Origin of the sequence: Bacillus paralicheniformis, from assembly GCF_002993925.1 — a bacterium.
Taxonomy (GTDB): Bacteria; Bacillota; Bacilli; order Bacillales; family Bacillaceae; genus Bacillus; species Bacillus paralicheniformis.
Map to the genome: position 1 here is coordinate 3,616,102 of NZ_CP023665.1, position 24,093 is coordinate 3,640,194.

General features: G+C 48.8%; 23 protein-coding genes. 11 read left to right on the forward strand and 12 right to left on the reverse strand.

Annotated elements, in window-relative coordinates:
• Positions 1 to 2 precede the first annotated feature (2 nt).
• From CP943_RS18535 to CP943_RS18580, 10 genes are all read left to right on the forward strand, one after another.
• On the forward strand, positions 3 to 2,945 hold the full coding sequence (locus CP943_RS18535; protein WP_105981226.1) for a glycoside hydrolase family 3 C-terminal domain-containing protein: 2,943 nt from the start codon (positions 3 to 5) through the stop codon (positions 2,943 to 2,945).
• Positions 2,946 to 3,169: 224 nt separating this feature from the next.
• A complete protein-coding gene (locus tag CP943_RS18540) occupies positions 3,170 to 3,913 on the forward strand; it encodes a metal ABC transporter ATP-binding protein (protein WP_075212680.1) in 744 nt (247 codons plus the stop codon).
• Positions 3,913 to 4,770 carry a metal ABC transporter permease gene (locus CP943_RS18545; RefSeq protein ID WP_020452947.1) on the forward strand — a complete coding sequence of 286 codons (858 nt, stop codon included), beginning with the start codon at positions 3,913 to 3,915 and terminating at the stop codon, positions 4,768 to 4,770. The genes CP943_RS18540 and CP943_RS18545 overlap by 1 nt, the downstream gene beginning before the upstream one ends.
• A 28-nt stretch (positions 4,771 to 4,798) precedes the next feature.
• The gene (locus tag CP943_RS18550; protein WP_023856279.1) at positions 4,799 to 5,728 is read left to right on the forward strand and encodes a metal ABC transporter substrate-binding protein; all 930 of its coding nucleotides are present in this window, start codon (positions 4,799 to 4,801) and stop codon (positions 5,726 to 5,728) included.
• A gap of 104 nt (positions 5,729 to 5,832) precedes the next feature.
• Positions 5,833 to 6,159 (forward strand): four-helix bundle copper-binding protein, encoded by a 327-nt coding sequence (locus tag CP943_RS18555; protein WP_020452949.1) that lies wholly within the window; start codon positions 5,833 to 5,835, stop codon positions 6,157 to 6,159.
• 109 nt (positions 6,160 to 6,268) lie between these two features.
• Positions 6,269 to 7,048, forward strand: a complete 780-nt coding sequence (locus CP943_RS18560; RefSeq protein WP_003185233.1) for a MurR/RpiR family transcriptional regulator — start codon at positions 6,269 to 6,271, stop codon at positions 7,046 to 7,048.
• A gap of 83 nt (positions 7,049 to 7,131) precedes the next feature.
• Positions 7,132 to 8,046, forward strand: a complete 915-nt coding sequence (pfkB, locus tag CP943_RS18565; RefSeq protein ID WP_023856281.1) for a 1-phosphofructokinase — start codon at positions 7,132 to 7,134, stop codon at positions 8,044 to 8,046.
• 13 nt (positions 8,047 to 8,059) lie between these two features.
• A complete protein-coding gene (locus CP943_RS18570; protein ID WP_026580109.1) occupies positions 8,060 to 9,460 on the forward strand; it encodes a PTS fructose transporter subunit IIC in 1,401 nt (466 codons plus the stop codon).
• A 6-nt stretch (positions 9,461 to 9,466) separates the two neighbouring features.
• Positions 9,467 to 9,925 (forward strand): PTS sugar transporter subunit IIA, encoded by a 459-nt coding sequence (locus CP943_RS18575; protein WP_026580110.1) that lies wholly within the window; start codon positions 9,467 to 9,469, stop codon positions 9,923 to 9,925.
• A gap of 25 nt (positions 9,926 to 9,950) precedes the next feature.
• Complete coding sequence (locus CP943_RS18580; protein ID WP_095323710.1) at positions 9,951 to 10,802, forward strand: tagatose bisphosphate family class II aldolase; 852 nt, start codon at positions 9,951 to 9,953, stop codon at positions 10,800 to 10,802.
• A gap of 41 nt (positions 10,803 to 10,843) precedes the next feature.
• Here CP943_RS18580 and CP943_RS22520 read toward each other — a convergent pair whose 3' ends face one another.
• The 11 genes from CP943_RS22520 to CP943_RS18630 all read right to left on the reverse strand — a co-directional run bounded on the left by CP943_RS22520 (position 10,844) and on the right by CP943_RS18630 (position 21,257).
• On the reverse strand, positions 10,844 to 10,993 hold the full coding sequence (locus CP943_RS22520) for a hypothetical protein (protein WP_023856286.1): 150 nt from the start codon (positions 10,991 to 10,993) through the stop codon (positions 10,844 to 10,846).
• The gene (locus CP943_RS18585; protein WP_050820781.1) at positions 10,990 to 13,425 is read right to left on the reverse strand and encodes a heavy metal translocating P-type ATPase; all 2,436 of its coding nucleotides are present in this window, start codon (positions 13,423 to 13,425) and stop codon (positions 10,990 to 10,992) included. The genes CP943_RS22520 and CP943_RS18585 overlap by 4 nt, the downstream gene beginning before the upstream one ends.
• Positions 13,426 to 13,461: 36 nt before the next feature.
• Entirely contained in the window at positions 13,462 to 13,671 is a 210-nt protein-coding gene (gene copZ / locus CP943_RS18590) for a copper chaperone CopZ (RefSeq protein ID WP_020452955.1), read from the reverse strand.
• Between the two features lie 94 nt (positions 13,672 to 13,765).
• Entirely contained in the window at positions 13,766 to 14,071 is a 306-nt protein-coding gene (csoR, locus tag CP943_RS18595) for a copper-sensing transcriptional repressor CsoR (RefSeq protein ID WP_020452956.1), read from the reverse strand.
• A gap of 124 nt (positions 14,072 to 14,195) precedes the next feature.
• Positions 14,196 to 14,747 (reverse strand): DJ-1/PfpI family protein, encoded by a 552-nt coding sequence (locus CP943_RS18600; RefSeq protein WP_003185255.1) that lies wholly within the window; start codon positions 14,745 to 14,747, stop codon positions 14,196 to 14,198.
• 85 nt (positions 14,748 to 14,832) lie between these two features.
• Positions 14,833 to 15,594, reverse strand: coding sequence for a DeoR/GlpR family DNA-binding transcription regulator (locus CP943_RS18605; RefSeq protein WP_080131506.1), 762 nt, complete (start codon positions 15,592 to 15,594; stop codon positions 14,833 to 14,835).
• 79 nt (positions 15,595 to 15,673) lie between these two features.
• Positions 15,674 to 17,155 carry a rhamnulokinase gene (locus CP943_RS18610; protein WP_105981227.1) on the reverse strand — a complete coding sequence of 494 codons (1,482 nt, stop codon included), beginning with the start codon at positions 17,153 to 17,155 and terminating at the stop codon, positions 15,674 to 15,676.
• Positions 17,152 to 18,372 (reverse strand): L-rhamnose isomerase, encoded by a 1,221-nt coding sequence (gene rhaI / locus CP943_RS18615; protein ID WP_023856289.1) that lies wholly within the window; start codon positions 18,370 to 18,372, stop codon positions 17,152 to 17,154. Before rhaI ends, CP943_RS18610 begins: the two co-directional genes overlap by 4 nt.
• Positions 18,365 to 18,754 (reverse strand): sensory rhodopsin transducer, encoded by a 390-nt coding sequence (locus CP943_RS18620; protein ID WP_023856290.1) that lies wholly within the window; start codon positions 18,752 to 18,754, stop codon positions 18,365 to 18,367. The genes rhaI and CP943_RS18620 overlap by 8 nt, the downstream gene beginning before the upstream one ends.
• Before the next feature lie 54 nt (positions 18,755 to 18,808).
• Positions 18,809 to 20,878 (reverse strand): bifunctional aldolase/short-chain dehydrogenase, encoded by a 2,070-nt coding sequence (locus tag CP943_RS18625; RefSeq protein WP_105981228.1) that lies wholly within the window; start codon positions 20,876 to 20,878, stop codon positions 18,809 to 18,811.
• Positions 20,850 to 21,257, reverse strand: coding sequence for a hypothetical protein (locus tag CP943_RS18630; protein ID WP_158700707.1), 408 nt, complete (start codon positions 21,255 to 21,257; stop codon positions 20,850 to 20,852). Before CP943_RS18630 ends, CP943_RS18625 begins: the two co-directional genes overlap by 29 nt.
• Here CP943_RS18630 and CP943_RS18635 point away from each other — a divergent pair.
• Positions 21,236 to 22,435: an MFS transporter gene (locus CP943_RS18635; protein WP_023856293.1), complete on the forward strand. Its 1,200-nt coding sequence runs from the start codon at positions 21,236 to 21,238 to the stop codon at positions 22,433 to 22,435. The genes CP943_RS18630 and CP943_RS18635 overlap by 22 nt on opposite strands.
• 19 nt (positions 22,436 to 22,454) lie before the next feature.
• Here the strand turns inward: CP943_RS18635 and CP943_RS18640 are convergent, their stop codons facing one another.
• Entirely contained in the window at positions 22,455 to 23,681 is a 1,227-nt protein-coding gene (locus CP943_RS18640; RefSeq protein ID WP_035337705.1) for an MFS transporter, read from the reverse strand.
• Positions 23,682 to 24,093: the final 412 nt, after the last annotated feature.

Here is a 24,093-nt window from a genome sequence, read left to right on the forward strand (position 1 = left end):
GGATGCTGAAAACGGTCCGCACCATCATGTTGGCGGCAATGTGCACGATCCTTTCCGCCGCCGCTGTCAATCCGCCGCCCGCGGCCGCTAAAACCCAGGCTGATGAATATGAATATCCCTTTCAAGATCCAAGTCTCCCTGTTCAAAAAAGGGTCAGCGACTTGCTTTCTCGACTGACCCTTGAGGAAAAAGTGTCGCTGATGCATCAATATCAGCCTGCCATTCCCCGGCTGGGCATTCCCGCTTTTAAAACAGGCACAGAAGCGCTTCACGGCGTTGCCTGGCTCGGGGAAGCGACCGTTTTCCCGCAGGCTGTCGGGCTCGCACACACATGGGACCGCTCTTTAATCAAACAAATCGGCTCAGCGGTCGGCGATGAAGTCCGCGGCTTCCACCACCTTGATCCCGCGGCAAACGGAGTCAATGTCTGGGCGCCGGTCGTTGATCTGCTGCGGGATCCAAGGTGGGGTAGAAATGAAGAAGGCTATTCCGAAGACCCTTTTTTAACAGGGGAAATAGCAACCGCCTATGCCTCCGGTTTAAGGGGCGAGCACCCCTTCTATTTGAAAACAGTTCCTACCTTAAAACATTTTCTTGCCTATAACAACGAAACAGACCGGGGATTCAGCTCCTCAAGCATTGATCCCAGGAACATGAACGAGTATTATTTGAAGCCCTTCAAAACGGCAATTTCCGCAAAAGCCGCGTACAGCCTGATGCCAGCCTACAATTCTGTCAACGATAAACCGGCCATTTTGAGCCCGCTGCTCAACAGCACAGTCAAAGGAAAATGGGCCGGAGACGATTTCTTCATCGTCAGCGACGCCTTTGATCCTTCAGGAATCGTCACTGACCACAAGTATTATGACAGCCACGAAAAAGCGCATGCCCACGCCGTAAAAGCCGGCATTGACAACTTTACAGATCAGGGAGAAAATCCCGGGCTGACGAATACCGCCTTAACCGGCGCCTTAAAGAATGGCCTTATGTCTGAGAAAGACCTCGATCAAGCCTTGGCCAACACATTCAGCATCCGTTTTCGAACAGGCGAGTTCGATCCGGACGAACTCAATCCGTACAGCCGCCTGACAGATGGCGTCATCAACAGTCCAAAGCACCGGCAGCTTGCGAAAAAAGCGGCTGAAAAAGCCATTGTTTTACTGAAAAACGACCGGAATCTGCTGCCCTTCAATACCCGGAAAAATGAAAACATCGCAGTTATCGGACCGTTCGGAAATGCGCTTTACGAAGATTGGTACAGCGGAACGATGCCGTATCGGAAAACCCCGCTTGACGGAATCGCGGACAAAATCGGCAAAGACCGCGTCTCCTTTGCCGAAGGGCTGGAACAAAGCGGGTTCAAATCCGCCCTGACAGGAAAGTTTGTAACCGCAGGCCGGGACGGCAAACAACCGCTCACAGCATCGGCTGACAAGCTTGAGAAAAGCGCGGCATTCGATGCGGCGGATTGGGGAGAAAGCATTTTCACCCTCCGCGCCCAAGTGAACGGTCTCTATGTCTCGCTTCAGGATGACGGCAAACTGATCGCTGATCAGAAACAGCCGAACGGCTGGACCGTCAAAGAAACTTTCCAGTTTGAACAGCAGCCTGACGGGACATTTGCCATCAAAAATACGGCAAACGGCAAATATCTCACCGCTGGAAAAGACGGGACATTAACAGCCGCTGCCGAAAAGCCGGCGACAGCAGCGGAAAAGTTTTCAAAGGCGATCATCAAGAGCAGTACGGAGGAAGCGGTTCGACTGGCAAAAACCGCGGACAAAGCCGTCGTGTTTGTCGGCAACAATCCTTACATCAACGGCCGGGAAACCGAAGACCGGAAAGACATTACACTACCTCCGGCCCAGGAAAATCTGCTGAAAGCTGTTTCTAAAGCCAATCCCAATACGGTGCTTGTCGTAACGAGCAGCTATCCGTTCGCTCTCAACTGGGCTAAAGCGCACATTCCTGCGATCATATACTCCGCACACGGAGGCCAGGAGGCGGGAAGCGCATTGGCGGACATTCTCTTTGGAGATGAAAATCCGGGCGGACGGCTGACGCAAACTTGGCACACGTCAGTCAAAGAACTGCCGGATATGATGAATTACGATATCATCAAAGGGAAAAGAACCTATAAATATTTCGAAGGCAAGCCGCTGTATCCGTTCGGCCACGGGGTATCCTATACAGCGTTCCACTACAGCGGTTTAAGCGTTTCCTCTGACAGCATCAAAAAAGACGACTCCGTCACGATCCGCGTCAACGTCACCAACACAGGCGGAAGAAAAGGAGATGAGGTCGTTCAGCTCTATACTTCTCCCCTGTTTAACACGCGGGTTAAACAGCCCAATCTGGACTTGAAAAACTTTCAGCGCGTTAAGCTGGCACCGAAAGAAACGAAAACCGTGACATTCAAGCTGAAACAGGCAGACCTTGCCTTCTGGGATGTAACGAGCGAAACGTTTGCCGTTGAAAGAGGCGCATACAAAATATCGGTCGGGAGCTCGGCGGCGGACATCCGAAAGACAAAGCGGATTTTCGTCCAGGGTGAAACGATTCGAGAACGGAACTTGCGGCGGCAGACAAACGCTGAAAACTACGACGACTACAAAGGCGTGCTCATCACCGAAGAATCCAAATACGGCGGCGATGCTGTAAAAAGCAGTACAGCAAACGCGTGGATCGCCTTCCATGATGTCTGCTTCAAAGGCGAAAAAAGGATAAAAGCAAAGGTTGCAAGCAGAGGCGGCGGCGAAATCGGCATCTTCCTCGATCATCCTCAAAAAGGAAAGCAAATCGGCTCGTTAAAAGTGCCTGACACATCCGGATTGCATAACTGGAAAACGATAAAAGCTTCCGTCCGAAAATCGGCAGGCACCCATCGCATCTACTTTGTCTTCAAAGGGAAAGTCGCAATCGATACGTTTCAATTTGAACGATAAACCGGCACAGAAGAAATTTTTTTAAAGCCATGCAGCTTGATCTGCATGGCTTTTACCGTTTTTCAGCAATTTTAGTGCTTTACAACTTAAGAATGATATATTAGAATTCAATCAAAAGTTGCATTAGGTAAAAAAAATGTCTTAAGGCAATAAAATATTACCGCAACAAAAATATTGTATTCAGGTTAACTTTCATATAGACATAGAAAGGGGTTAATGAACCTATGAAACCCGCGATTACTGTAAAAGATTTATATGTTTCTTATCACGGCGCAGAAGCGCTTCGCAATATCAATTTCTCGCTTGATCAAGGAATGATGGCGGGCGTTATCGGACCGAACGGCGCAGGAAAATCAACACTGTTAAAAGCCATGCTCCAATTGATTCCAAAAGATAAAGGCGACGTCCGTCTGCTCGGAAAACCGCTCAAACATGTACGCAAGCAAATCGCCTATGTTCCGCAGCGGAATGATATGGATTGGACGTTCCCGATCAATGTGCTCGACACCGTCATCCTCGGCACGTATCCTGAACTCGGCCTTTTCAGACGTCCGAAAAAACGCGATAAAGAATGGGCATATCACTGTCTTGAAAAAGTCGGGATGGAAGCATACGCCAAGCGCCAGATCGGTGAACTGTCAGGCGGGCAGCAGCAGCGCGTTTTTCTCGCCCGGGCGCTCGCCCAAAAAGCTGAGCTGTTCTGTCTTGACGAACCGTTCGTCGGAATTGATGTGACGAGTGAAGAAATGATCGTCAGCATCTTAAAGGAACTTCGTGATGAAGGAAAAACCGTTCTTGTCGTCCATCACGATTTGAGCAAAGCGGACAGCTATTTCAATGAATTAATTTTGCTGAACAAAGAGCTGATTCAAAAAGGCCCGGTCTCCGACATCCTCAATCCCGACGTGATGATGAAAGCCTACGAATCTCAGCTTCCGTTCCTGCAATCGAAAAGGGGTGCGATGTGATGGAATTTATCCATGGTTTGATGGAATATTCGTTTCTGCAAAAATCGCTGTTCACATCGATTATGGTGGGCATCATTTGCGGCGTCATCGGCTGCTTTATCATTCTCAGGGGAATGGCGCTGATGGGAGATGCGATTTCACACGCGGTCCTTCCCGGCGTCGCCATCTCTTATATGCTCGGCGTCAATTTTTTCTTCGGCGCCGTCTTTACGGGTATCCTGACGGCTCTCGGAATCGGCTATGTCAGCCAAAACAGCCGAATTAAAAACGATTCGGCCATCGGTATCGTCTTCACAGCCTTTTTCGCCGTCGGGATCATTTTGATCACGCTTGTCAAAAGCTCAAGCGATCTGTACCACATCTTATTCGGAAATGTGCTGGCCGTTCGTTCATCCGACATGTGGATCACGCTCGTCATCGGAGTCATGATTCTTACCGCCGTCTTTTTGTTTTACAAAGAGCTGCTCATCACCTCTTTCGACCCGACGATGGCGGCCGTCTACGGCTTGCCGAACCGGCTGATTCACTACTTTTTAATGACGCTTTTAACGATGGTCACGGTCGCATCGCTTCAGACCGTCGGCATTATCCTCGTCGTCGCGATGCTGATCACGCCTGCCGCAACCGCTTATTTATTAACGGACCGGCTGTGGGTGATGATCTATTTGTCCGCTTTCCTCGGCGCTTTGTCAGCGGTCGTCGGTCTTGGATTAAGCTATACGTACAACCTCTCCTCAGGAGCGGCGATCGTGCTCGTGGCTACGATTTTGTTCGGACTTTCCTTTACATTTTCACCGAAACAAGGCGTGCTTTGGAGAGCTTTGAAATCAAGAAGAAAGCGGGCAGCACTTCAATAATCCACAATATAAAGGGGGAACACAAAACATGAAATGGAAGCAAACATTAGCCATTGCGGCGGCATTAATTCTTGTTCTCGCCGCTGGCTGCTCATCGAAAAGCAGCAATGAAGAAAACGGAAAGCTGAAGGTCGTCACCACCTACTCCATTCTCTATGACATCGTCAAACAAGTCGGAGGAGATCACATCGATTTATACAGCATTGTACCTGTTGGAACAGACCCGCACGAATACGACCCGCTGCCAAAAGACGTGCAAAAAACGACGGACGCCGATGTCATCTTTTACAACGGCCTGAATTTGGAGACAGGAAACGGCTGGTTTAACAAGCTGCTGGAAACAGCTGAAAAAGACGGCGATGACGCCCCTGTCTACAAGCTGAGCAAAGGGGTCAAGCCAAAGCATCTCACTGCCAAAGGTAAAGAAACGGAAGAAGATCCCCATGCATGGCTCGATATAGAAAACGGGATTCAATATGCCAAAAACGCGAGAGATGCGCTGATAAAAAACGATCCCGACCATAAAGAAGATTACGAGAAAAACGCTGAAGCCTATATCGGCAAGCTGCAAAAGCTTCATAATGAAGCGGTGAACCGCTTTAAAGATATACCGAAAGAGCGCCGCGTCCTTGTGACGAGCGAAGGAGCTTTTAAATATTTCGCTTCGGCCTACGGCGTCGACGCGCAGTATATTTGGGAAATCAATACCGAAAATGAAGGAACTCCCGGTCAGATGAAAAAAATCGTCGACACGGTGAAGAAAAAGGAAGTTCCGGCCTTATTCGTGGAGACAAGCGTTGACCCGCGGAGCATGGAAAGCCTGTCAGCGGAAACAGGCGTGCCGATTAAAGCAAAAGTCTTCACCGATTCGATCGGAAAGCCTGGTGAAGCGGGAGATTCCTATTATAAGATGATGAAAGAAAACCTTGACCGGATCCATCAAGGTCTCGCCGAATAACCAAAAACTGCTGTACAGGATGTACAGCAGTTTTTTTCGCATGTTTTCCCGATTTTAAAGCAGGGTACAACGAAGGGAAAACGCAGAAAAAAGGAGTGTATTTCGTGAAATCTGTATACGAGGAATGCATCAAAGCCTGCCGGGAATGCCTTGAAGCATGCAATCACTGCTTTGACAAATGTCTGATGGAAGAAGACGCGGGGATGATGGCCGAATGCATCCGACTTGACCGGGAATGCGCGGAGATGTGCGGATTCGCACTTCAAGCCATGACGCGCAACAGCCCGTATGCCGAAGACATTTGCCAGCTTTGCGCAAAGGTTTGCGAAGCTTGCGGCAATGAATGCAGCCTGCACAAGCATGACCACTGCCAGCTTTGCGCTGAAAGCTGCTTTGCATGTGCGGAAGCATGCAGAAAAATCGCTTCTTAACTTGAAATATCCGGCTCTCGGGCCGGATATTTTTATGTCGGAAACGTTTATTTTTTCTCCTCCCCCCTTGCTAAACTGATACAATATGACTATAAAAGGGGGTTTTAATATGAAAGACAGCGTGTTTCAAATGACTTCTGACACATATCAGTCGCTCAGCGATTCAGAACGGCATTTGCTCGAGTACATTTATCAGCACTTAGATGTCATCGCCACTTTATCGATTGTAAAATTAAGCGAGGATGCAAATGTTTCAACAGCCACGATTGTCAGGTTAATGAAAAAGCTCGGTTATGACGGCTACACTTCTTTTAAGTACGCATTAAAAGAAAAACACCACCTCGGCCACGCTCCGCTGATGGATGATATCGACAGCCAAATTAAACAGGCCGTGCTCAAGAATGAAAGAGAAGTTCTGGATACGATTAAAATGCTTGATATCGGGTTGATCGAAGATGCCATTCAAAAAATCAGCAATGCCGAAAAAGTTTACATTTTCGCAAGGGGATTGTCTGAAATGATTGGGACTGAGATGACGATCAAGCTTCAGCTACTCGGCAAAAACTGCGAGATGCACAGCGACCCGAATATTATCAGAGGCAAGTCAAAAACACTGGCAAAAAAAGACCTCGGCCTTTTTGTTTCCCTGAACGGCGAGACAGAGGAGCTTGTTGAAGCCGCGCAAAATTTCAAATTGCAAGCCATTTCCACCATTACATTAACAACAAGGATCGATTCGCGTCTTGCGAAATTATCAGAGATCGTACTAGTCGGGTTTAAAGGTGAACAATCATTTTTTCCCGATTATGAAGTCCGCTCGCGCCTCCCTCTGCAAGTCCTCTCCCGCATCATGCTGGACTCATACGTCATCCGCACTGCTCATAGCTGAAAACCTTTACACAACCTGTAAACATCCCCCCTTTTATCTGTGACATAATGTCTGTGAAGCCACAGATAAAGGGGGGATACAGCATGATCTATACATGCACGATGAATACCGCGGTCGACTTATTCGTTGAAACCGACGAGCTGCTTCCCGATGTCGTCAACCGCACTAAAGATGAAGATTATCAGCCAAACGGAAAAGGTGTCAATATTTCTTTTATGCTCAAGCGCCTCGGCCTTAACAATACCGCGCTTGGATTTACAGGCGGATTTACCGGGCGTTTTATTGAAAATGAACTGCTGAATGAAAAAATCGTCACAGACTTTGTCGAAGTCGAAGGCATCTCACGGATTAATATTTTTATTAATGCCACCCGGGAATTCAAAATCGTAAACAAAGGTCCGCTCATATCTGAAGGCCGAAAACAGGAGCTGATCAACAAAATCCGTCAAATTCCGTCCGGCCGCTTTTTATTTGTTTCAGGCAGTCTTCCGAGAGGAGTCCCAGATGACATGTACCTTTCGCTTTCCGAGATTGCCGCCGAAAACAAACTGAAGTTGATCTTGGATATCAGCTCTCCCGTCCTATTAGATTGTCTTTCATACCATCCTTACCTGATTAAACCGAATGAACAGGAGCTTGCCGCTTTTTTCAGCCGGAAGAAAGCGCTGTCTGAAGAAGAAATCATCCACTACGGAAAGGAGCTCCTCAATCGCGGCGCTCAAAGGGTTCTCATCTCACGCGGCAAAGACGGCGCCCTTTATTTGGACCGCCAAAGAACCTTAAAAGCGACAGCCGCCAAAGGCAAAGTTGTCAATACCGCGTGTGCCGGCGATGCCATGCTTGCCGTGTTCGTCGGAAAACAGGAGCTGGGCTGTTCTGTTCCTGAAGCACTCAGACACGCCTCTGCCGCCGGATCCTTGACGGCTTTCTCGAAAGGCCTCGGAGATGTGTCCAAACTCGATCAAACAGCTTCACAAATTCAAATCACTCATTTATAAAGGGGGTTTTCTTATGAAAAAGTTCAAAATCATCGCGGCAACCGGCTGTCCAACAGGCATTGCCCATACATTTATGGCTGAAGAGGCCTTAAAACAGGCCGCCGCCAAACTGGGTGTAGAAATCAAAGTCGAAACACACGGACAAATCGGAGTTCAAAACGAACTATCGCCAGAGGACATTAAACAAGCCGACGGAGTCATTGTCGCGGCTGACAAAGATGTAGGCGCCGAGCGTTTTGCAGGCAAACGCGTCCTTGACGTCCCGGTTGCGCGGGGCATCCGAGATGCGGAATCTTTAATTCGGGCGCTGCTGAACGGCGAAGCGCCGATTTACCGCGAACAAACAGCGGCAAAAACAGAGGATGAACTCCAAACAGGCGAAGCCGCTTCCATCGGCCGTAAAATATATAAACATTTGATGAACGGGGTTTCCCACATGCTCCCATTTGTCGTCGGCGGAGGGGTTTTAATTGCACTTTCCTTTTTATTCGGCATCCATTCAGCAGATCCTGAACATCCTAGCTACAACGCTTTTGCCGAATTGCTGAATAAAACGGGCGCATTCGGCTTCCAGCTGATGGTTCCGATTTTATCCGCTTATATCGCCGCTTCAATGGCCAAACGTCCCGGCCTGATTGTCGGGTTTATCGGCGGCATGATCGCCAGCACGGGGGGAGCGGGTTTTCTGGGCGGCATCGTATCCGGTTTTTTGGCGGGACTGATCATTTACGGTCTCTCGTATGCACTTAAAAAAATGCCTCAATCCCTTGAAGGGCTAAAAGCAATTTTTCTTTATCCGGTTATCGGCATTTTTCTGATCGGTGCGGTCATGTTTTTCCTCGTGGAGCCGATGACGGCCATCAATGAAGGGATGAAGGACTTTTTAGCCGATTTTCAAGGAGCGAATCCCGTCATTCTCGGCTTGATTATCGGCTGTATGAGCGCATTTGACATGGGCGGTCCGGTCAATAAAGCCGCTTATGTCACCGGCACTGCTCTTCTCGCTGAAGGGAACCAATATTTCATGGCAGGCGTTTCCGCCGCGTGCATCACACCGCCGCTCGTCATTGCGTTTGCCACTTTGCTTTTCCGCAAATATTTCAGCCAGCAGGACCGAAATGCAGGGCTTGTCAATTTTATTCTCGGCGCCACTCATATTACCGAAGGTGCTATCCCGTTCGCCGCAAAAAAACCGATCCCTGTCATTCCGATTTTGATGATCGGCTCTTCGATATCGGCGATATTAACATACTCATTCGCAGTTCAAGTACCTGCCCCGCACGGCGGATTCCTTGTACTTCCCGTTGTCACAGGAGCCTTTCAATGGGTGTTGTCGATTATCATCGGATCGCTTATCGGCGCCTTCTTATACGGTTTTTATCAAAAACGGACATATGAAAAACAGAAAGGCTGATCAAACATGGGCACAACAGCTTTAATCAAAAAAGAGCACATCTATCTTCAAGAAACGTTATCTTCCCAAGCGGAAGCATTTGACCGGGTGGCTCAGGTCGCATATGAATCGGGAGCCGCCCAAACAAAACAAGCGGTCATACACGGATTGGCACAAAGAGAGGCTGAAAGTACGACCGGCTTCATTGAAGGCTTTGCCATTCCCCATGCAAAACTGAAGGACATCACAGAAGCATCTGTCATCATCATTCAAAACCAGATGGGCATCGAATGGAACGCGCTTGATCAAAACCCTGTCACATTTATCATTGCTTTATTGATACCAGATGCCGAGGCAGGCAGCACACATCTCAATCTATTATCATCGGTGTCTCGCATGCTTGTTCACGAAGATGCGAGGCAGCAGCTGCTTAAAGCCTCGAGTCCTGACGACATTCTGAACACCTTTTCGAGCTATATATCCTAATTTTGATCAGAAAGAAGGAATCGATATGCTGACAAATACGAAGAAAATGCTGTTGGACGCACAGACAAACGGCTATGCGGTACCGGCCTTTAACATTCACAACCTGGAAACCGTGCAAGCCGTGACAGAAGCGGCTGAAGCCCTAAGGTCCCCCGTGATTCTTGCGGCTACTCCCGGAACCTTCAGCTATGCAGGCCGCGACTATATTCAAGCGATTGCAGAAACGGCCGCAGCGCGCTGTTCAATCCCGGTCGCCCTCCATCTCGATCATCATGAAGAGATTGATGATATTCGCGAGTCTTTATCATTAGGGACAAAATCGGTGATGATTGATGCTTCGCACCATCCATTTGCCGAAAATACCGCAATTGTAGCGAGCATCGTACAATATGCCCGGCAAAAAGATGCCACTGTAGAAGCCGAGCTCGGAAGGCTCGGCGGACAGGAAGATGATTTAATCGTGGATGAAGCCGACGCTTATTACACCGATCCGGATGCAGCAAAAGAGTTCGTCGAGAAAACCGGAATCGATTCGCTTGCGGTGGCAATCGGTACAGCCCACGGGCTTTACTCAAAAGAACCCAATATCGATTTTGACCGGCTGGCCGCGGTTCAAAAACGGGTTTCAGTTCCGCTTGTCCTGCACGGCGCCTCAGGAATTCCGCAAGAAGATGTAAGAAAGTGCATCAAGCTCGGCTGTGCAAAAGTAAATATCGCGACTGAATTAAAAATTCCTTTTTCAGATAAACTGCGCCGTTATCTGCATGAACACACTGATGCAAGCGATCCAAGAAAATATATGACCCCCGCCAAAGAAGCCATGAAAGAAATCGTTCAGGAAAAGATTTTGATGTGTATGAGCAATAACAGATACTAATGCAAAAAGCCGGATGTTCTTTAACATCCGGCTTTTTCAAATCATTTGGCATGCTCTTCTAAAGCATGACCGTCATGAGGCTTTTCATCGGGTATCGGTTCCTGAGCGGCCAATATGCTGTATACGAGCATGACAATTCCTACATAAACAACCGCCGAAACCGTCCAAACGAGTACTGTTTTATCCTTCAAGACGGATTCCTCCAATCAAGCTTCACCTTTTGCAGCCTGAGTGCATTCAGAACGACCGAGACCGAACTGAACGCCATCGCGGCACCTGCGATCCACGGGGCCAAAAGCCCGACGGCCGCGAACGGAATGCCGATGCTGTTGTAGGCAAACGCCCAGAAAAGGTTTTGTTTAATGTTTTTGATCGTCAGCCTGCTCATTAGGATCGCATCGGCGATGCTGTTTAAATCGCCGCGGATCAAGGTGATATCGGCGGCTTCCATGGCGACGTCAGTCCCCGTTCCGATCGCCATTCCGGTATCGGCTGCCGCCAGTGCCGGCGCATCATTGATGCCGTCGCCGACCATCGCGACTTTTTTGCCTTTTGCCTGGATTTTCTTCACTTCATCTGCTTTTCCTTCAGGCAGGACTTCTGCAATGACATGCTGAATGCCGGCTTCAGCAGCAATCGCTTCTGCCGTCCGCCGGTTGTCTCCGGTGATCATGACGACTTCAAGCCCCATATCATGCAGCCTTTTCACCGCTCTCTTCGACGTGTCTTTTATCGTATCGGCGACGGCGATCAGCCCGGCAAACCGACCGTCGATGGCGGCAAGCATCGCCGTCTTTCCTTGTGTTTCAAACTTCTCCATTTCGCTGTGCGCCTCTTGAATGTCAATATCACGGCTTTCCATCAGCCGTCTTGTGCCGATCAAAATCCGTTTTTCATTGACTGCGGCTTCGATACCATAACCGGGTATCGCTTCAAAGCTGTCTGCGGAGGCCGGTTCTATCTCTCTCTTTTTAACGCCTTCGACAATGGCTTCAGCAAGCGGATGTTCAGAGTTTTTTTCCGCAGCACCGATAAGCTTGAGAAACGATGTTTCATCGATCCATGGTTCAGTGCGCACATCTGTGAGCTGAGGCTTTCCATTTGTGACCGTCCCCGTCTTGTCAAGCACGATCATCTCCAAGCGGTGAGCCGTCTCCAAATGTTCGCCGCCTTTGAATAAAATTCCGAATTCAGCCGCACGGCCCGATCCGGCCATGATCGAAGTCGGTGTTGCCAAACCGAGCGCACACGGACATGCGATCACAAGCACCGCAATCAGCTTTTCCAGCGCCGTGCCGAATTCACCGGGGCTAACCGCCAAATACCAGACGAGAAATGTGATGACCGCGATCGCCACGACAATCGGCACAAAAACCCCGGAAATCCGGTCTGCGAGCCGTTGAATCGGAGCTTTTGAACCTTGCGCCTCTTCCACGACTTTTATAATCTGCGCCAGCGCAGTATCTTTGCCTACTTTTTCTGCTCTTACTTTTAAAAATCCATTTTTATTGATTGTAGCACCGATAACCGGATCTCCAACCGTCTTGTCAACAGGGATGCTTTCACCGGTGATCATTGATTCATCCAGCGCAGAACGTCCTTCGACAATCTCTCCGTCTGCCGGTACTTTTTCACCGGGCTTCACGTACATGATGTCGCCTGCCAATACGTTTTCAATCGGCACGGTCATCTCTTCGCCGTTTCTGACGACGGTCGCCGTCTTTGCCTGCAGCCCCATCAGCTTTTTGATCGCTTCGGATGAGCGCCCTTTCGCTTTCGCTTCAAACAGCTTTCCTAAAATGATCAAGGTTAAGAGGATGGCGCTTGTTTCATAATAAAGTCCGTCCGGATGCCGGTTCGTGCCGAGGCTTTCAATGCTTAAATACAAGCTGTAGAAATACGCGGCAGACGTGCCGAGAGCGACCAGCACATCCATGTTCGCGCTTTTGTTCCGAAGCGCTTTATAAGCCCCTGTGTAAAACTGTTTCCCGACGATAAACTGAACCGGTGTCGCCAACGCGAACTGAACCCAGGGATCCATGAACATCCCCGGCAGCCATATAAATGACGTGAATTTGAAATGGCTGACCATTGCCCAGAGCAGCGGAAAAGATAAAATGGCCGAAAAAATAAACTTGCCAGTTTGACGCTGAATGCCTTTTTCTCTTTGTTCCGCCGCTCCATCCGCAGTTTGGTCTTTTTTCAGCTCGAGTTTGTAGCCGAGCTTTTCAACGGCTTCGATCATTTCCTCCGGCGAAACCGCACCGGTATGATAGTCGACTGCCGCAGTCTCTATGGCAAAGTTGACGGCGGCGTTTTTGACGCCCGGCAGCTTGTTGAGGCGCTTTTCAACCCGGTTGGCGCAAGCCGCACACGTCATGCCGGAAATTGCGAATTCGGCTTTTTCCGCTGGAACTTGATAGCCGAGCGATTCGACTTTTTCAGCCAGCTGTCCGACTTCGATTTGCCCCGGATCATAAACGATTTTTGATTTTTCCAGCGCCAAGTTCACATTTGCGTCCTGAACGCCGTCAAGCCTTTTCAACCCTTTCTCGATCCGCGCCGCACAGGCGGCGCAGGTCATGCCAGAGATTTGGAGGGTGGCTTCTTTTTGTCCGTCCATATCCTTCACTCCTTATATACCCCTTATAGGTATACATTAGCCTGCGACATCATACCCCTGATCTTCGATCGTATCGATGATTTCTTTCAGCGATACTTTGCCTGAATCAAACGAAACTTCGACCTTGCCCTCGCTTAAATTCACTTTAACGGACTCTACTCCGCCAAGCTTTCCGACGTTTCCTTCTACTGCCTGAACACAGTGGTTGCAAGACATGCCTTCGACTTTCAGTGTTTTTTGTTCCATATTGAAAACCTCCTATGGTTTGATGATATTGATCGGTTTTATATTACCATACCCCTGTAGGGTATTTCAAGAAAACGATTTTCCCTTTTTTCGTTCACGACTTTGAAAAACGCTTAAACACATCAAGCAGCTCCTCGATGGCCTCTTCGCCTTCACCGCTTTTAATCGCGTTTGCGACACAATGGTGGGTATGATCTTCAAGCAGGCTGAAAGCCACCTTTTGCATCGCGGCTTGCACAGCTGAGATTTGAACAAGAATATCGACGCAGTAGCGGTCATTTTCGATCATGTTTTGAATGCCTCTGACCTGCCCTTCAATCCGCTTTAAACGGTTTGTGATTTGTTCTTTTCCTTTAGAACTTTTGGGATTTAATGTGTGTTCATGATGATCTGCTGACATCGGAGCACCTCTCTTTCCATTATATTTTGTCCAAGTTACCCGTTTGTACCATTATAAAATGCGAAGCGAAACATGTCTAAAAAAAAGAGACAACCCCAATTTTCTGCGGGGTCGTCCCTGCATATTATTTGTTTAACGCTTTAAAAAATTCTCTCATAAACTCCGGCAGATTGGACCAGTCATGGCCTGAGACCAGATTGGCGTCGACATGAAGCTTCTCCTCTACATAAGTCGCGCCCGCGGCTTCGACTTCCGGTTTGCAGGCGATGTAAGCCGTCAGCTCCCGACCTTTCAGATGTTCTCTCAGGCTTGTGAAAATCAGGCTCGCGTGACAAATCGCGCCGACCGGTTTATTTTCCTCAAAGAAATGAGCAACAATTTTCAGCAGGGAATCGTACATCCGGATAAATTCCGGCGCGCGTCCGCCCGGAATGATGATGCCGTCGTATTCGGACGGATCAATCTCATCAAATGAAGCATGCGCGTCAATTAAATAGCCCGGCTTTTCGGTGTATGTATCCCAATCCAAAAAGTCATGAACAACCGTATGAATCTTTTTCTTTTTCGGTGCGGCGATCGTCGTTTCATAGCCCTCTTCAAGACAGCGGTAATAAGGATAATACACTTCCAGCGCTTCAACTGCGTCGCCCGTTACGATCAAAATCTTTTTCGCCATCAAAAACATCTCCTTTCCTTTTTTACTCTTCTATTTTATCCCATTTGCGCCTGATTTTAAAATCAAGTGCTTGAAAAGCTTGGTTTCAGCCGACGATCGTGATGGTCTCTGTAATGTCTTTCAAGAGGGCAAGGTTTGCTTTGTCAATTCCTGAATCTGTGATGATCCTGTATCCGTTATGAAGGCGGTCGATTTGCGAGAAAGCACGGGTCCCGAATTTGCTGCTGTCCGCCATCAAGATCGTTTCGTCCGCAATCTCGATCATCCGTTTTTTCAACAGCGCCTGCATTTCGTTTGAATCGCTCAAACCGCTCGCAGGGTCGACGCCTTTGCAAGATAGAAATGTTTTGTTGACGTGATACATATCAAGGGAGCGCTCAGCCAAAGGACCGACATATGACATCGATTGCGGCAGCAGCATCCCGCCGGTTGAAATGACCGTCACCTTTTCTTTTTTGCTGAGTTCAATCGCGACTCTGACTGAATTGGAGATGACGGTCAGCGGGATGTTTTCAAGTGCTTTTGCCATGTACCATGCCGTCGTGCTGGCGTCAAGAATTATTCGTTCCCCGCTTTTCACGTGCTTAACGGCTTCAAATGCAATCATCTTTTTTTCGTTTACGTTTGTAATTTCGCGCTCGCGAAAATGCACCTCCGCTTCTTCGGTCTGTACGCTGACAGCGCCGCCATGACTTCTTTTCAGCTTATTTTCCTTCTCAAGCTTTTCCAAATCGCGCCTAATCGTTTCTTCCGTGACGGAAAAAAGCTCGCTCAGTTCTGTGACGCGTACGCTCGAGCGCAGATTGACAAGCTCGACGATTTTTTGGTGTCTTTCAGCTACAAGCATCCGTTTACTTCCTTCCTTTTTTGGTAAAAGTCACTGTTACTTTCATGATAGCGCATCAGCGCCGATACAGGAAATGTTTTCAGCGGGAAGCGGCGCCGAGAATCTGACTTGTATAGCGGCGGTATGCCGCCTCCCACGCTTCTGTATCTTCCGGTACATACGTTTTTTGAGGGAAGGAAGTCCTGATCGCTTTTCGGGCGCTTTGAATATCCCAAAACATGTCGAGTGCGATGGCCTGTACGGCAATGTTGCCGATGGCGCTCGCCTCTGATGGTCCGGCCCATACATTTCTGGCCAGTACATTCGCCGTGTATTGGCACAGCAGTTCATTTCGAATCCCTCCGCCCGCCATGTGAAGTCCGTCATATTCTTTTCCTGTCAATGTTTCAATCCGTTCAAGCGTAAACCGGTATTTAAACGCAAGGCTTTCCAGCACGCAGCGGATCATCTGTCCGGGCGTTTCCGGCACGTGCTGCCCAGTTGCACGGCAATACTCCCTGATCGCCTCAGGCATATGCACGGGATTAAGAAACACCGGGTCATCCGGGTCAACCGCCGACCTGAATGCTTCCGACTGTCCGGCAAGTTTGACAAGCTCAACGCTCGAATAGCTGATCCCGTCTTTTTCCCAATCCGCCTGACAGCGCTGGAACAGCCACAATCCCATAATGTTTTTTAAAAAGCGGAATGTACCGCCGGCACCGCCCTCATTTGTAAAATTCCAATCGAGCGCCTGTTTTGACATCAGCGGAATGTCAAGTTCAGTTCCAATCAGCGACCAGGTGCCGCAAATCAAATATGCAAAGTCTTCCGTTTCAGCGGGAACGCCGACAACTGCAGAAGCCGTGTCATGTTCGCCGACGGCAATGACCGGTACGGCAGGCACCGACAATTCGCTGCACACTGATTGTGACAGCCTCCCCGCTTCGCTTCCTGGTTTTGCTATATCCTTCGGAAAAATATTGGCCGGGAGTCCCATAAGGCTGATGAGCTCCCAATCCCAATCTGACGTTTTCGGGTTGAACAGCTGAGTTGTCGTCGCATTTGTAAACTCGCTTTTTTTCTCGCCCGTTAAAAAATAGCGCAGCAAATCAGGAATCATTAAAAGCGTTTCCGCGTGTTCCAACAGCGGAGAATTCGCTTTTTTCAGCGCCCGGAGCTGAAAGATGGTGTTGAACGGCAAAAGTTGAATACCGGTTCTTGAAAACAGCTCTTCTTTTCCGATTTCATTCAGCACCTCCATCATCATTCCATCCGTGTAAGGGTCTCGGTAATGATAAGGGTTCCCCAACAGCTCTCCGTTACGATCAAGAAAGCCGACATCAACCGCCCAAGAATCGATTCCGATACAGCTGATTCGTCCGCAGCCGTTTTTCGCCTTTAAAATGCCTTGTTTGATTTCATGATAAAGCCTGAGAATGTCCCAATAAAGGTGTTTTCCCGCCTGAACGGGCTGATTTGGAAAACGGTGAATTTCCTCCGCTTTGATCAGACCGCCGTCCACATGACCTGCATAAGCTCTGCCGCTCGACGCACCAAGATCAAAAGCGAGAATCGTCACCAGCTTGCACCGCCTTTGCCGCGTGCCAGTATTTTCTCCGCATACCCGCTTTCCGCATAAGCTTTGAGCGGATCAGGCGGGACGTTCATTTCCTCCCGCACGGCGTAAAGGAGCGGTTTGACGTCAATTTCAAATGCTTCGCGGATCGCAGCCTCTGCGGCAAGAACGTCATGATTTTCCTGCGCTTTCTTCACTTCATCGAAGTTGATCAAAAGCGCTTTTGCAAATTGAGTCTGCACATTCATGACCGAGCGCAGTACAGCCGGGATTTTAGGTTCGAGATAATGGCATTGATCAAGCATATACGAAATATGTTCGGCCGTCTTCCGGACACTCGGGTCGGAATCGCGGCAGGCGTCCAAAATTTGATAAAAAATGAGAAACAGTTCGTACGGGTTGTGCGCGCCTGCGATCAAATCGTCATCAGCGTATTTGCGGCTGTTGAAATGAAAGCCTCCGAGACGTTTTTCGTCAAGCAAATAAGCGACAATGTGCTCGATGTTCGTCCCTTGGGGATGGTGGCCGGTGTCGACGAGCACCTCAGCCTTCGGCCCGAGCTTTTGCGCCAAATTGTAAGCCATCCCCCAATCCGCCAGGTCTGTATGATAAAATGCCGGCTCAAAAAACTTGTATTCAATCAAGAGCCGCATATCATCGTCAAGCGCTTCGTATACTTCAGCCAGACACTCATACATCCAATTTTTCCGTTTTCTGATGTCGCCCTGACCGGGATAGTTGGTTCCGTCGGCAAGCCAGAGGCTGATTTCCTTGGATCCTGTTTGTTTTGCAATATCGACGCATTCGAGCAATTGCTCAGTCGCTTTTTGGCGAATGTCCGCTTTAACGTTTGTGACGCTTCCGAATTTGTAGTCATCGTCCTGGAACAAGTTCGGATTCACGGCGCCGACGGCAAGGCCAAGCTGCTCGGCGTGCGCTTTCAGCTTTCCGTAATCATCAACTTGATCCCACGGAATATGGATGGCGACGGAAGGACAAGTTCCGGTTAATTTGTGAACGACTGATGCATCTTCCATTTTTTCAAATGGATCCCTCGGTACGCCCTCTTGCTGAAACACTTTGAAGCGCGTGCCCGAGTCCCCGTATCCCCATGAAGGCGTCTCGATTTTAAGCGCTTTCAATTTTTCCTTTACTTCAGAAAGGCTGATGCCTCTGTCTTTCTGCTGTTCTTCAAATAAAGCGTAAGCCCGGTCATTCATCATGTACACCCTTCCCCCTTGTTTTTAACGGATATGCCATGGTTGACATTAACGCAAGTTCCGGCTGGGTTGTGTCCAGCCGGCTGTACTGGACGATCACAGGTACATCGCTTGCGATCTCGATCGCATAAGGAACATTTTCAGGAATGCGTTCTCCTGCTCGGTGCAAAGAACTTGTGCGAATATGCTTCGTTCTCTTGCCCTGAACCGTCTCGGGAATGCCTTCGAGCGGCGGACGGTCTTCAAAGTATACTGTGATCGCAAGGTTTGCGTCTTCTTCATGGCAATTTAAAACACAAATGGCTTCATGGCTCGTCAAGCTTCCGGAACTTTCCGGAGGAATAAAACCGTCCGGTATGATCCAGTGGGTCTCGCCCTTCATCTCCCTTTTCCCCCTTTGTTTTCTGAAAGGACGGCCGAAGCCGTTCCTTTCCAATTACCTTGAAAATGCGGCCGGCACTCCCCCGTCAACCGTCAGCATGCATCCCGTCGTTTTTGCCGTTTTTTCTGAAGCGAAATAAGCGATCGCTTCGGCGATGTCGGCGGGATAAATGTTGACGGAAAGAGTCGTACGTTTGCGGTAATGCTCTTCAAGCCGATCGGGTTCAATCCCGTAGGCGGCGGCTCTTTCTTCGCGCCACTTGGAGTCCCAGATGGCCGACCCTTGAAGCACCGCATCCGGAAGCACTGAATTCACGCGGATTCCATACGGTCCGCCTTCAGCGGCGATGCATCTCGCCAAATGAACCTCAAGCGCTTTTGCAGAGCTGTATGCCGAAGCGTTTTTGCCTGCATAAACGGAATTTTTCGAGCCGATAAACACCATGCTGCCGCCTGAACCCTGTCTTTTCATTTGCTTAAAAGCTTCTCTGGCGACGAGAAAATATCCTGTTCCAAGTACATTCATATTCAAATTCCATTCTTCGAGAGTCGTTTCATCAAGCGGGCTGGATGTCGCAAGCCCCGCGTTGTTGACGAGAATGTCGATCCCGCCGTAATTAAGGACGATTTCCTCGAATGCCGCCTGAACGTCCTCTTCTTTCGTCACATCCATACGGACGGCGGATGCTCGTTCCGCACCGTATTGTTCATTAATCTCTGCGGCTGTTTTTTCTGCGCCTTCTATATTAATGTCAGCAACAGCAACATGCGCACCTTCTGAAGCAAGGCGGCGGCAGGTCTCGCTGCCGATTCCGCCCGCTCCTCCCGTCACAAATGCGATCTTGCGGGAAAATTCGGCTTCCGGCGGAGCAAGCGTTAATTTATAAAGCTCAAGCGGCCAATATTCGACATTGTAGGATTCTTCCTCATTTAGAGATACAAAGTTTCCAAGGACTTCTGTTCCCTTCATGACAGCAATCGCCCGCCGATATAAATCTCGGCTGACCTTTGCCATCGCCAGGCTTTTACCTGCTGCCACCATGCCGATTCCCGGGATTAGCATCACGCGCGGCGCCGGTTCAAACATCTCGTCTCCTTCATGCCGGTTTCTTTGAAAATAGGCGGCATACGATTCTTTAAACCTAGCAATCTCGGTTTTGATCCGTTCGACCAGCTTCTCTATGTCCTGTTCAGCGGGATTCCACGGAATATAGGCAGGCGTCCGCTTTGTATGCACAAGGTGATCCGGACATGCGGCGCCGACCTGTGAAAGCGATGGAGCGCGCCTGCTGTTCGTGAATTCGAGTACATCATCAGCATCGCACCATGTGAGCAGCATGCGTTTCTCTCCGCTGACAGCGCCGCGGATAATTGGCAAGATATCGGCTAAAATCCGTTTCCGGTCCTCCGGTGCAAGCGGCTCGACCATCTGTCCGCCAAACGGCTGATGATCTTCTGAACGGCTTTTAATGTATGCTTCCGCTTCGCGAATCACAGCAATCGTCTGATCATAGCTTTCTTTCGCCGTTTCCCCCCAGGTGACGAGCCCATGCTTCTCCATTAAAACAAGCTCTGCATTCGGGTTGTTTTTCACACCTTCTGCTATCAGCTTCGATAAAGCGAAGCCCGGTCTGACATAAGGCACCCATACAAAGCGGCTGCCGAATATCTCCTCTGCGATCTCTTTTCCATTATCAGCGCAGCAGATGCTGATGATCGCATCGGGGTGGGTGTGATCGACATGCGGAAACGGCAAAAAAGCATGAAGAAGCGTTTCGATCGACGGCCGCGGGTGCTTTCCGTCCATCATGCAATGGGACAAATATGCCGTCATTTCTTCATCGGTCATGCTGCTCCGTTCCATCAGCGGACGAATATCATCGAGCCTCAGCCCGGTAAATTGGCCCGCTGACATCGTCGCCAAGTCCGAGCCGCTGCCTTTCACCCACATCACCTCGATGTCCCTGCCCCTGAAATCCTTTTCCGTCGTTTTCATCGATGTGTTTCCCCCGCCCCAGTTGCAGACCGATCGGTCAGAGCCGATCAGGTTGGAACGGTAGACGAGTTCGTCAAGACCCGGACGCAGCGATGCAGCCTCAGTTTCTGACCATAAATATTCCACCATACGTATCACTCCGTTTTTGTTTGTTTATTTTTGAATATGTTTGTTTAAAGAGTAACATATTTTGTTTTGTTTTGTAAGCGCTTTTTTCAGAAGCCATTTTATGATAGAGCTGTTTCAATCGGTCTATAAATAAAAAACCCCCAACAGCAGGCAGCCGTAGGGGGGCAGGAATGTGGAATGTTTTAACCTTTGAAAATAAAATGTCAGATTTTAAGAAAGCGCTGGCATCATGATGATGACGCTTTTTGTCCCGCCGGCTAACCGTTTTGGGAACATATTGATCCACAACAAACGGTTGAAAATCGGCTTTTAATCTTTTAATATATAAACTCATGTTTTTTAAAAGGAGGGGGCAGGATGAATAAAACACTGCACGCACCAGTCAAACTGATCATCGCAATTTTTATGATTTGCACATTTTCTATCGGCTTTACAGAGTACGTCGTTATGGGTATATTGACTTCCATTTCAAAGGATCTCTCTGTTCCGATTTCATCTACTGGCTTATTGGTAACGGCATATGCGGGAAGCGTTTGTCTGACGGGGCCGATCGTCACCATATTGTCGGTCAAAATGCCGCGAAAACCGGTATTGATCGGCTTGATGAGTGTGTTTGTACTGTCGAATGCGCTCAGTTTCCTGGCGCCGAACTTCACCGTTTTGTTGATCTCAAGAATCCTATCCGCTTCCATTCATGGCGCATTTTTTGCAACGACGATGGTGTTCGTCAGCGAAATGGTACCGCCCGAAAAGCGGGCCGCCGCTGCCGCTTCAATGAACGGCGGCTTGACCATCGCCCTGATGCTCGGCGTTCCGTTCGGTTCTTATTTAGGCGACCTTTTCAACTGGCGGATCGTTTTTCTGATGATCGCATTCCTCGGATTGATCGGCCTCGCCGGCATTTGGCTGACGGTGCCGCACAGAAAACCGAAAGTCGTCCCTAAATTGATCCATGAATGGGATGTGTTTAAAAATAAACAAGTTCTTTTCTCTTTTGCTATCACAATTTTCGGCTATTCAGGTGTATTCATCGCCTACACGTTTATTGAACCGATGCTGCGGCATTCTGCCGGTTTTGGCAGCCTCGGCATTACAGCCGCCCTTTTCGCCTACGGATTTGGCGGAGTCGTCGGCAATTTCTACGCCGGAAAGGTGCCGTTTCACCTGTTAACCCGCTCCATGATCGGCGTGATGATCGCGCTCATGGCGATCCTTGCGGCCTTCCCTTTTGTCAGCGGACACCCTGCCGGCGCCATCATCGTGACGTTTTTATTCGGAGCCGGCGCTTTCGGAACGGTGCCCCTTTTGCAAACAAAGGTCGTGGCTGCGTCTGAACACGGAACAACGATCGCCACCTCTGTCAGCATCGCTGCATTTAACTTGGCCAACGCGCTCGGCGCATGGATCGGCGGACTCATTCTTCATGCATCAGAGTCCTACACATACCTTGCCACAGGCGGTGCGCTTATGACCATGTGCGGACTGACGCTGACGATGTTCGCCTTTGTGTCTGAGAAAAGACAAGTGAAAGAAGAAATGTGGAGAACGGATCTGTAATTAAAAAAGCTGCCCGGTTTTAAGACCTGGCAGCTTTTTTGTTTGGTTCTTGCAGCGTCTTTGTCTGAGCTGCTTTCCGCATGATCGCGATCATCAAAAGGGCGGCCGCGGCATAGACGATGCCGAAACAGCCGAAAACGAAAACAGAAGATGACATTCCTAATAACACGCCTGATAGAACAGGACCGCAGGCCATTCCCGTATACCTGATAAAATTAAACATGCCCATCGCACTGCCGCGGTTCTCATCAAATTCATTTGCCATCATCGTAGAGAACAGCGGCGGGATCAGCCCCATCGTGACGCCGAAAAGAACGAGGGCCGCCGACAACGCGAAAAGTGAAAACGAGTGGGTAAAGCCAAAACAGACGACGCTGGCCGCGGCGGTCAGATTGCCGATCAGAAACAGGCGTCCGAGCGACAATCTCTTTTGTATCCACTTAAACAGCACGCTGCCGGCAACCGTACTGACCGCTATCGGCAAATACAGCAAGCCGACGATCTGCAGATCAAGGTGATAATGATCAGTCAGCAAAATCGGCAAATATACGATCACTGAAAAATAAATAAAGAAAAGAAGATAGCTTAATATCAAAACGGCATTTCCCGTCCTGTTTTTGAAAATATCCTTATAATGCGACAACAGGCTGCCCGCGCTGAGATTGGTCTTTTTCTCCGCATGGCTCTGCGGAAAGCAAAACGCATTTCCGAAAAGCAAAAGAACAGACAAGACTGCCAAAAACCAAAAAATTCCTGGATAATTATAGCGCTCCCCGATAAAACCGCCGAGAATAGGCGCCGCTGCCGGTGCAAGGGAAAGCAGCATTTGATAAGTCCCCATCGCACTGCCCCGCTTCGTTCCCTGGAACAGAGATCCGATTGTGGTTGCCGCAATTAATGGAAGCGCTGCCGTCCCTAAAGCCTGCAGCACCCTAAAAAAAAGAAACAGTCCAAAATCCCTTGCGACGGCGCAGCCGATTGTAGCAATGACCGTTACGATCATGCTCGCCATCATCACAAACCTCGATCCTTTAAAGTCGACAATTGAGCCGACAATGATCTGCATCACAGCTGTAATGAAGATGAACAGCGAGACGGACAGGTTGACCATCGATACGGAAACGTGAAACGAATCTCTGATTAACGGAATGATGGGTGAATAGATATTTTGATTCAACGATGCGAAAAAGGCGCTGATACACACAAAATACATAATGAAAGAAGCATTTAATTTCATTGGTCTCATGTCAAACCGCCTGCCTTGTTTTTGTTTATTCGTTAACAATTCCTTTAATATCGTTCACCGGTTAACAATATTAATTGTAGATGACTCCTTTATCAATGTCAACGAACATTTCTTACTGCAACCTTAAAGTTTTTACAAACTTTTTACTTATCGGGTTTCTTCACTCGAAAAACGCCTTAAAAAAAGGTTCCTTCTGATCAAAATTCCTCAGATTCACAAAAAACGTTACGAATATTTTCATATTTTGAATTTGATTTGTGTTGACAACTGGAAAAGATAGGGATAAAATGACTATTGTTTACCAGTAAACTTTTATGCTGTACCTTGCCTGATTTTGAGCTCAAACTCTTGCCCTGCTTTAACTATTGAACAAATGTGATACCCCTTCATCATGACCCGCACCATCGCTTAT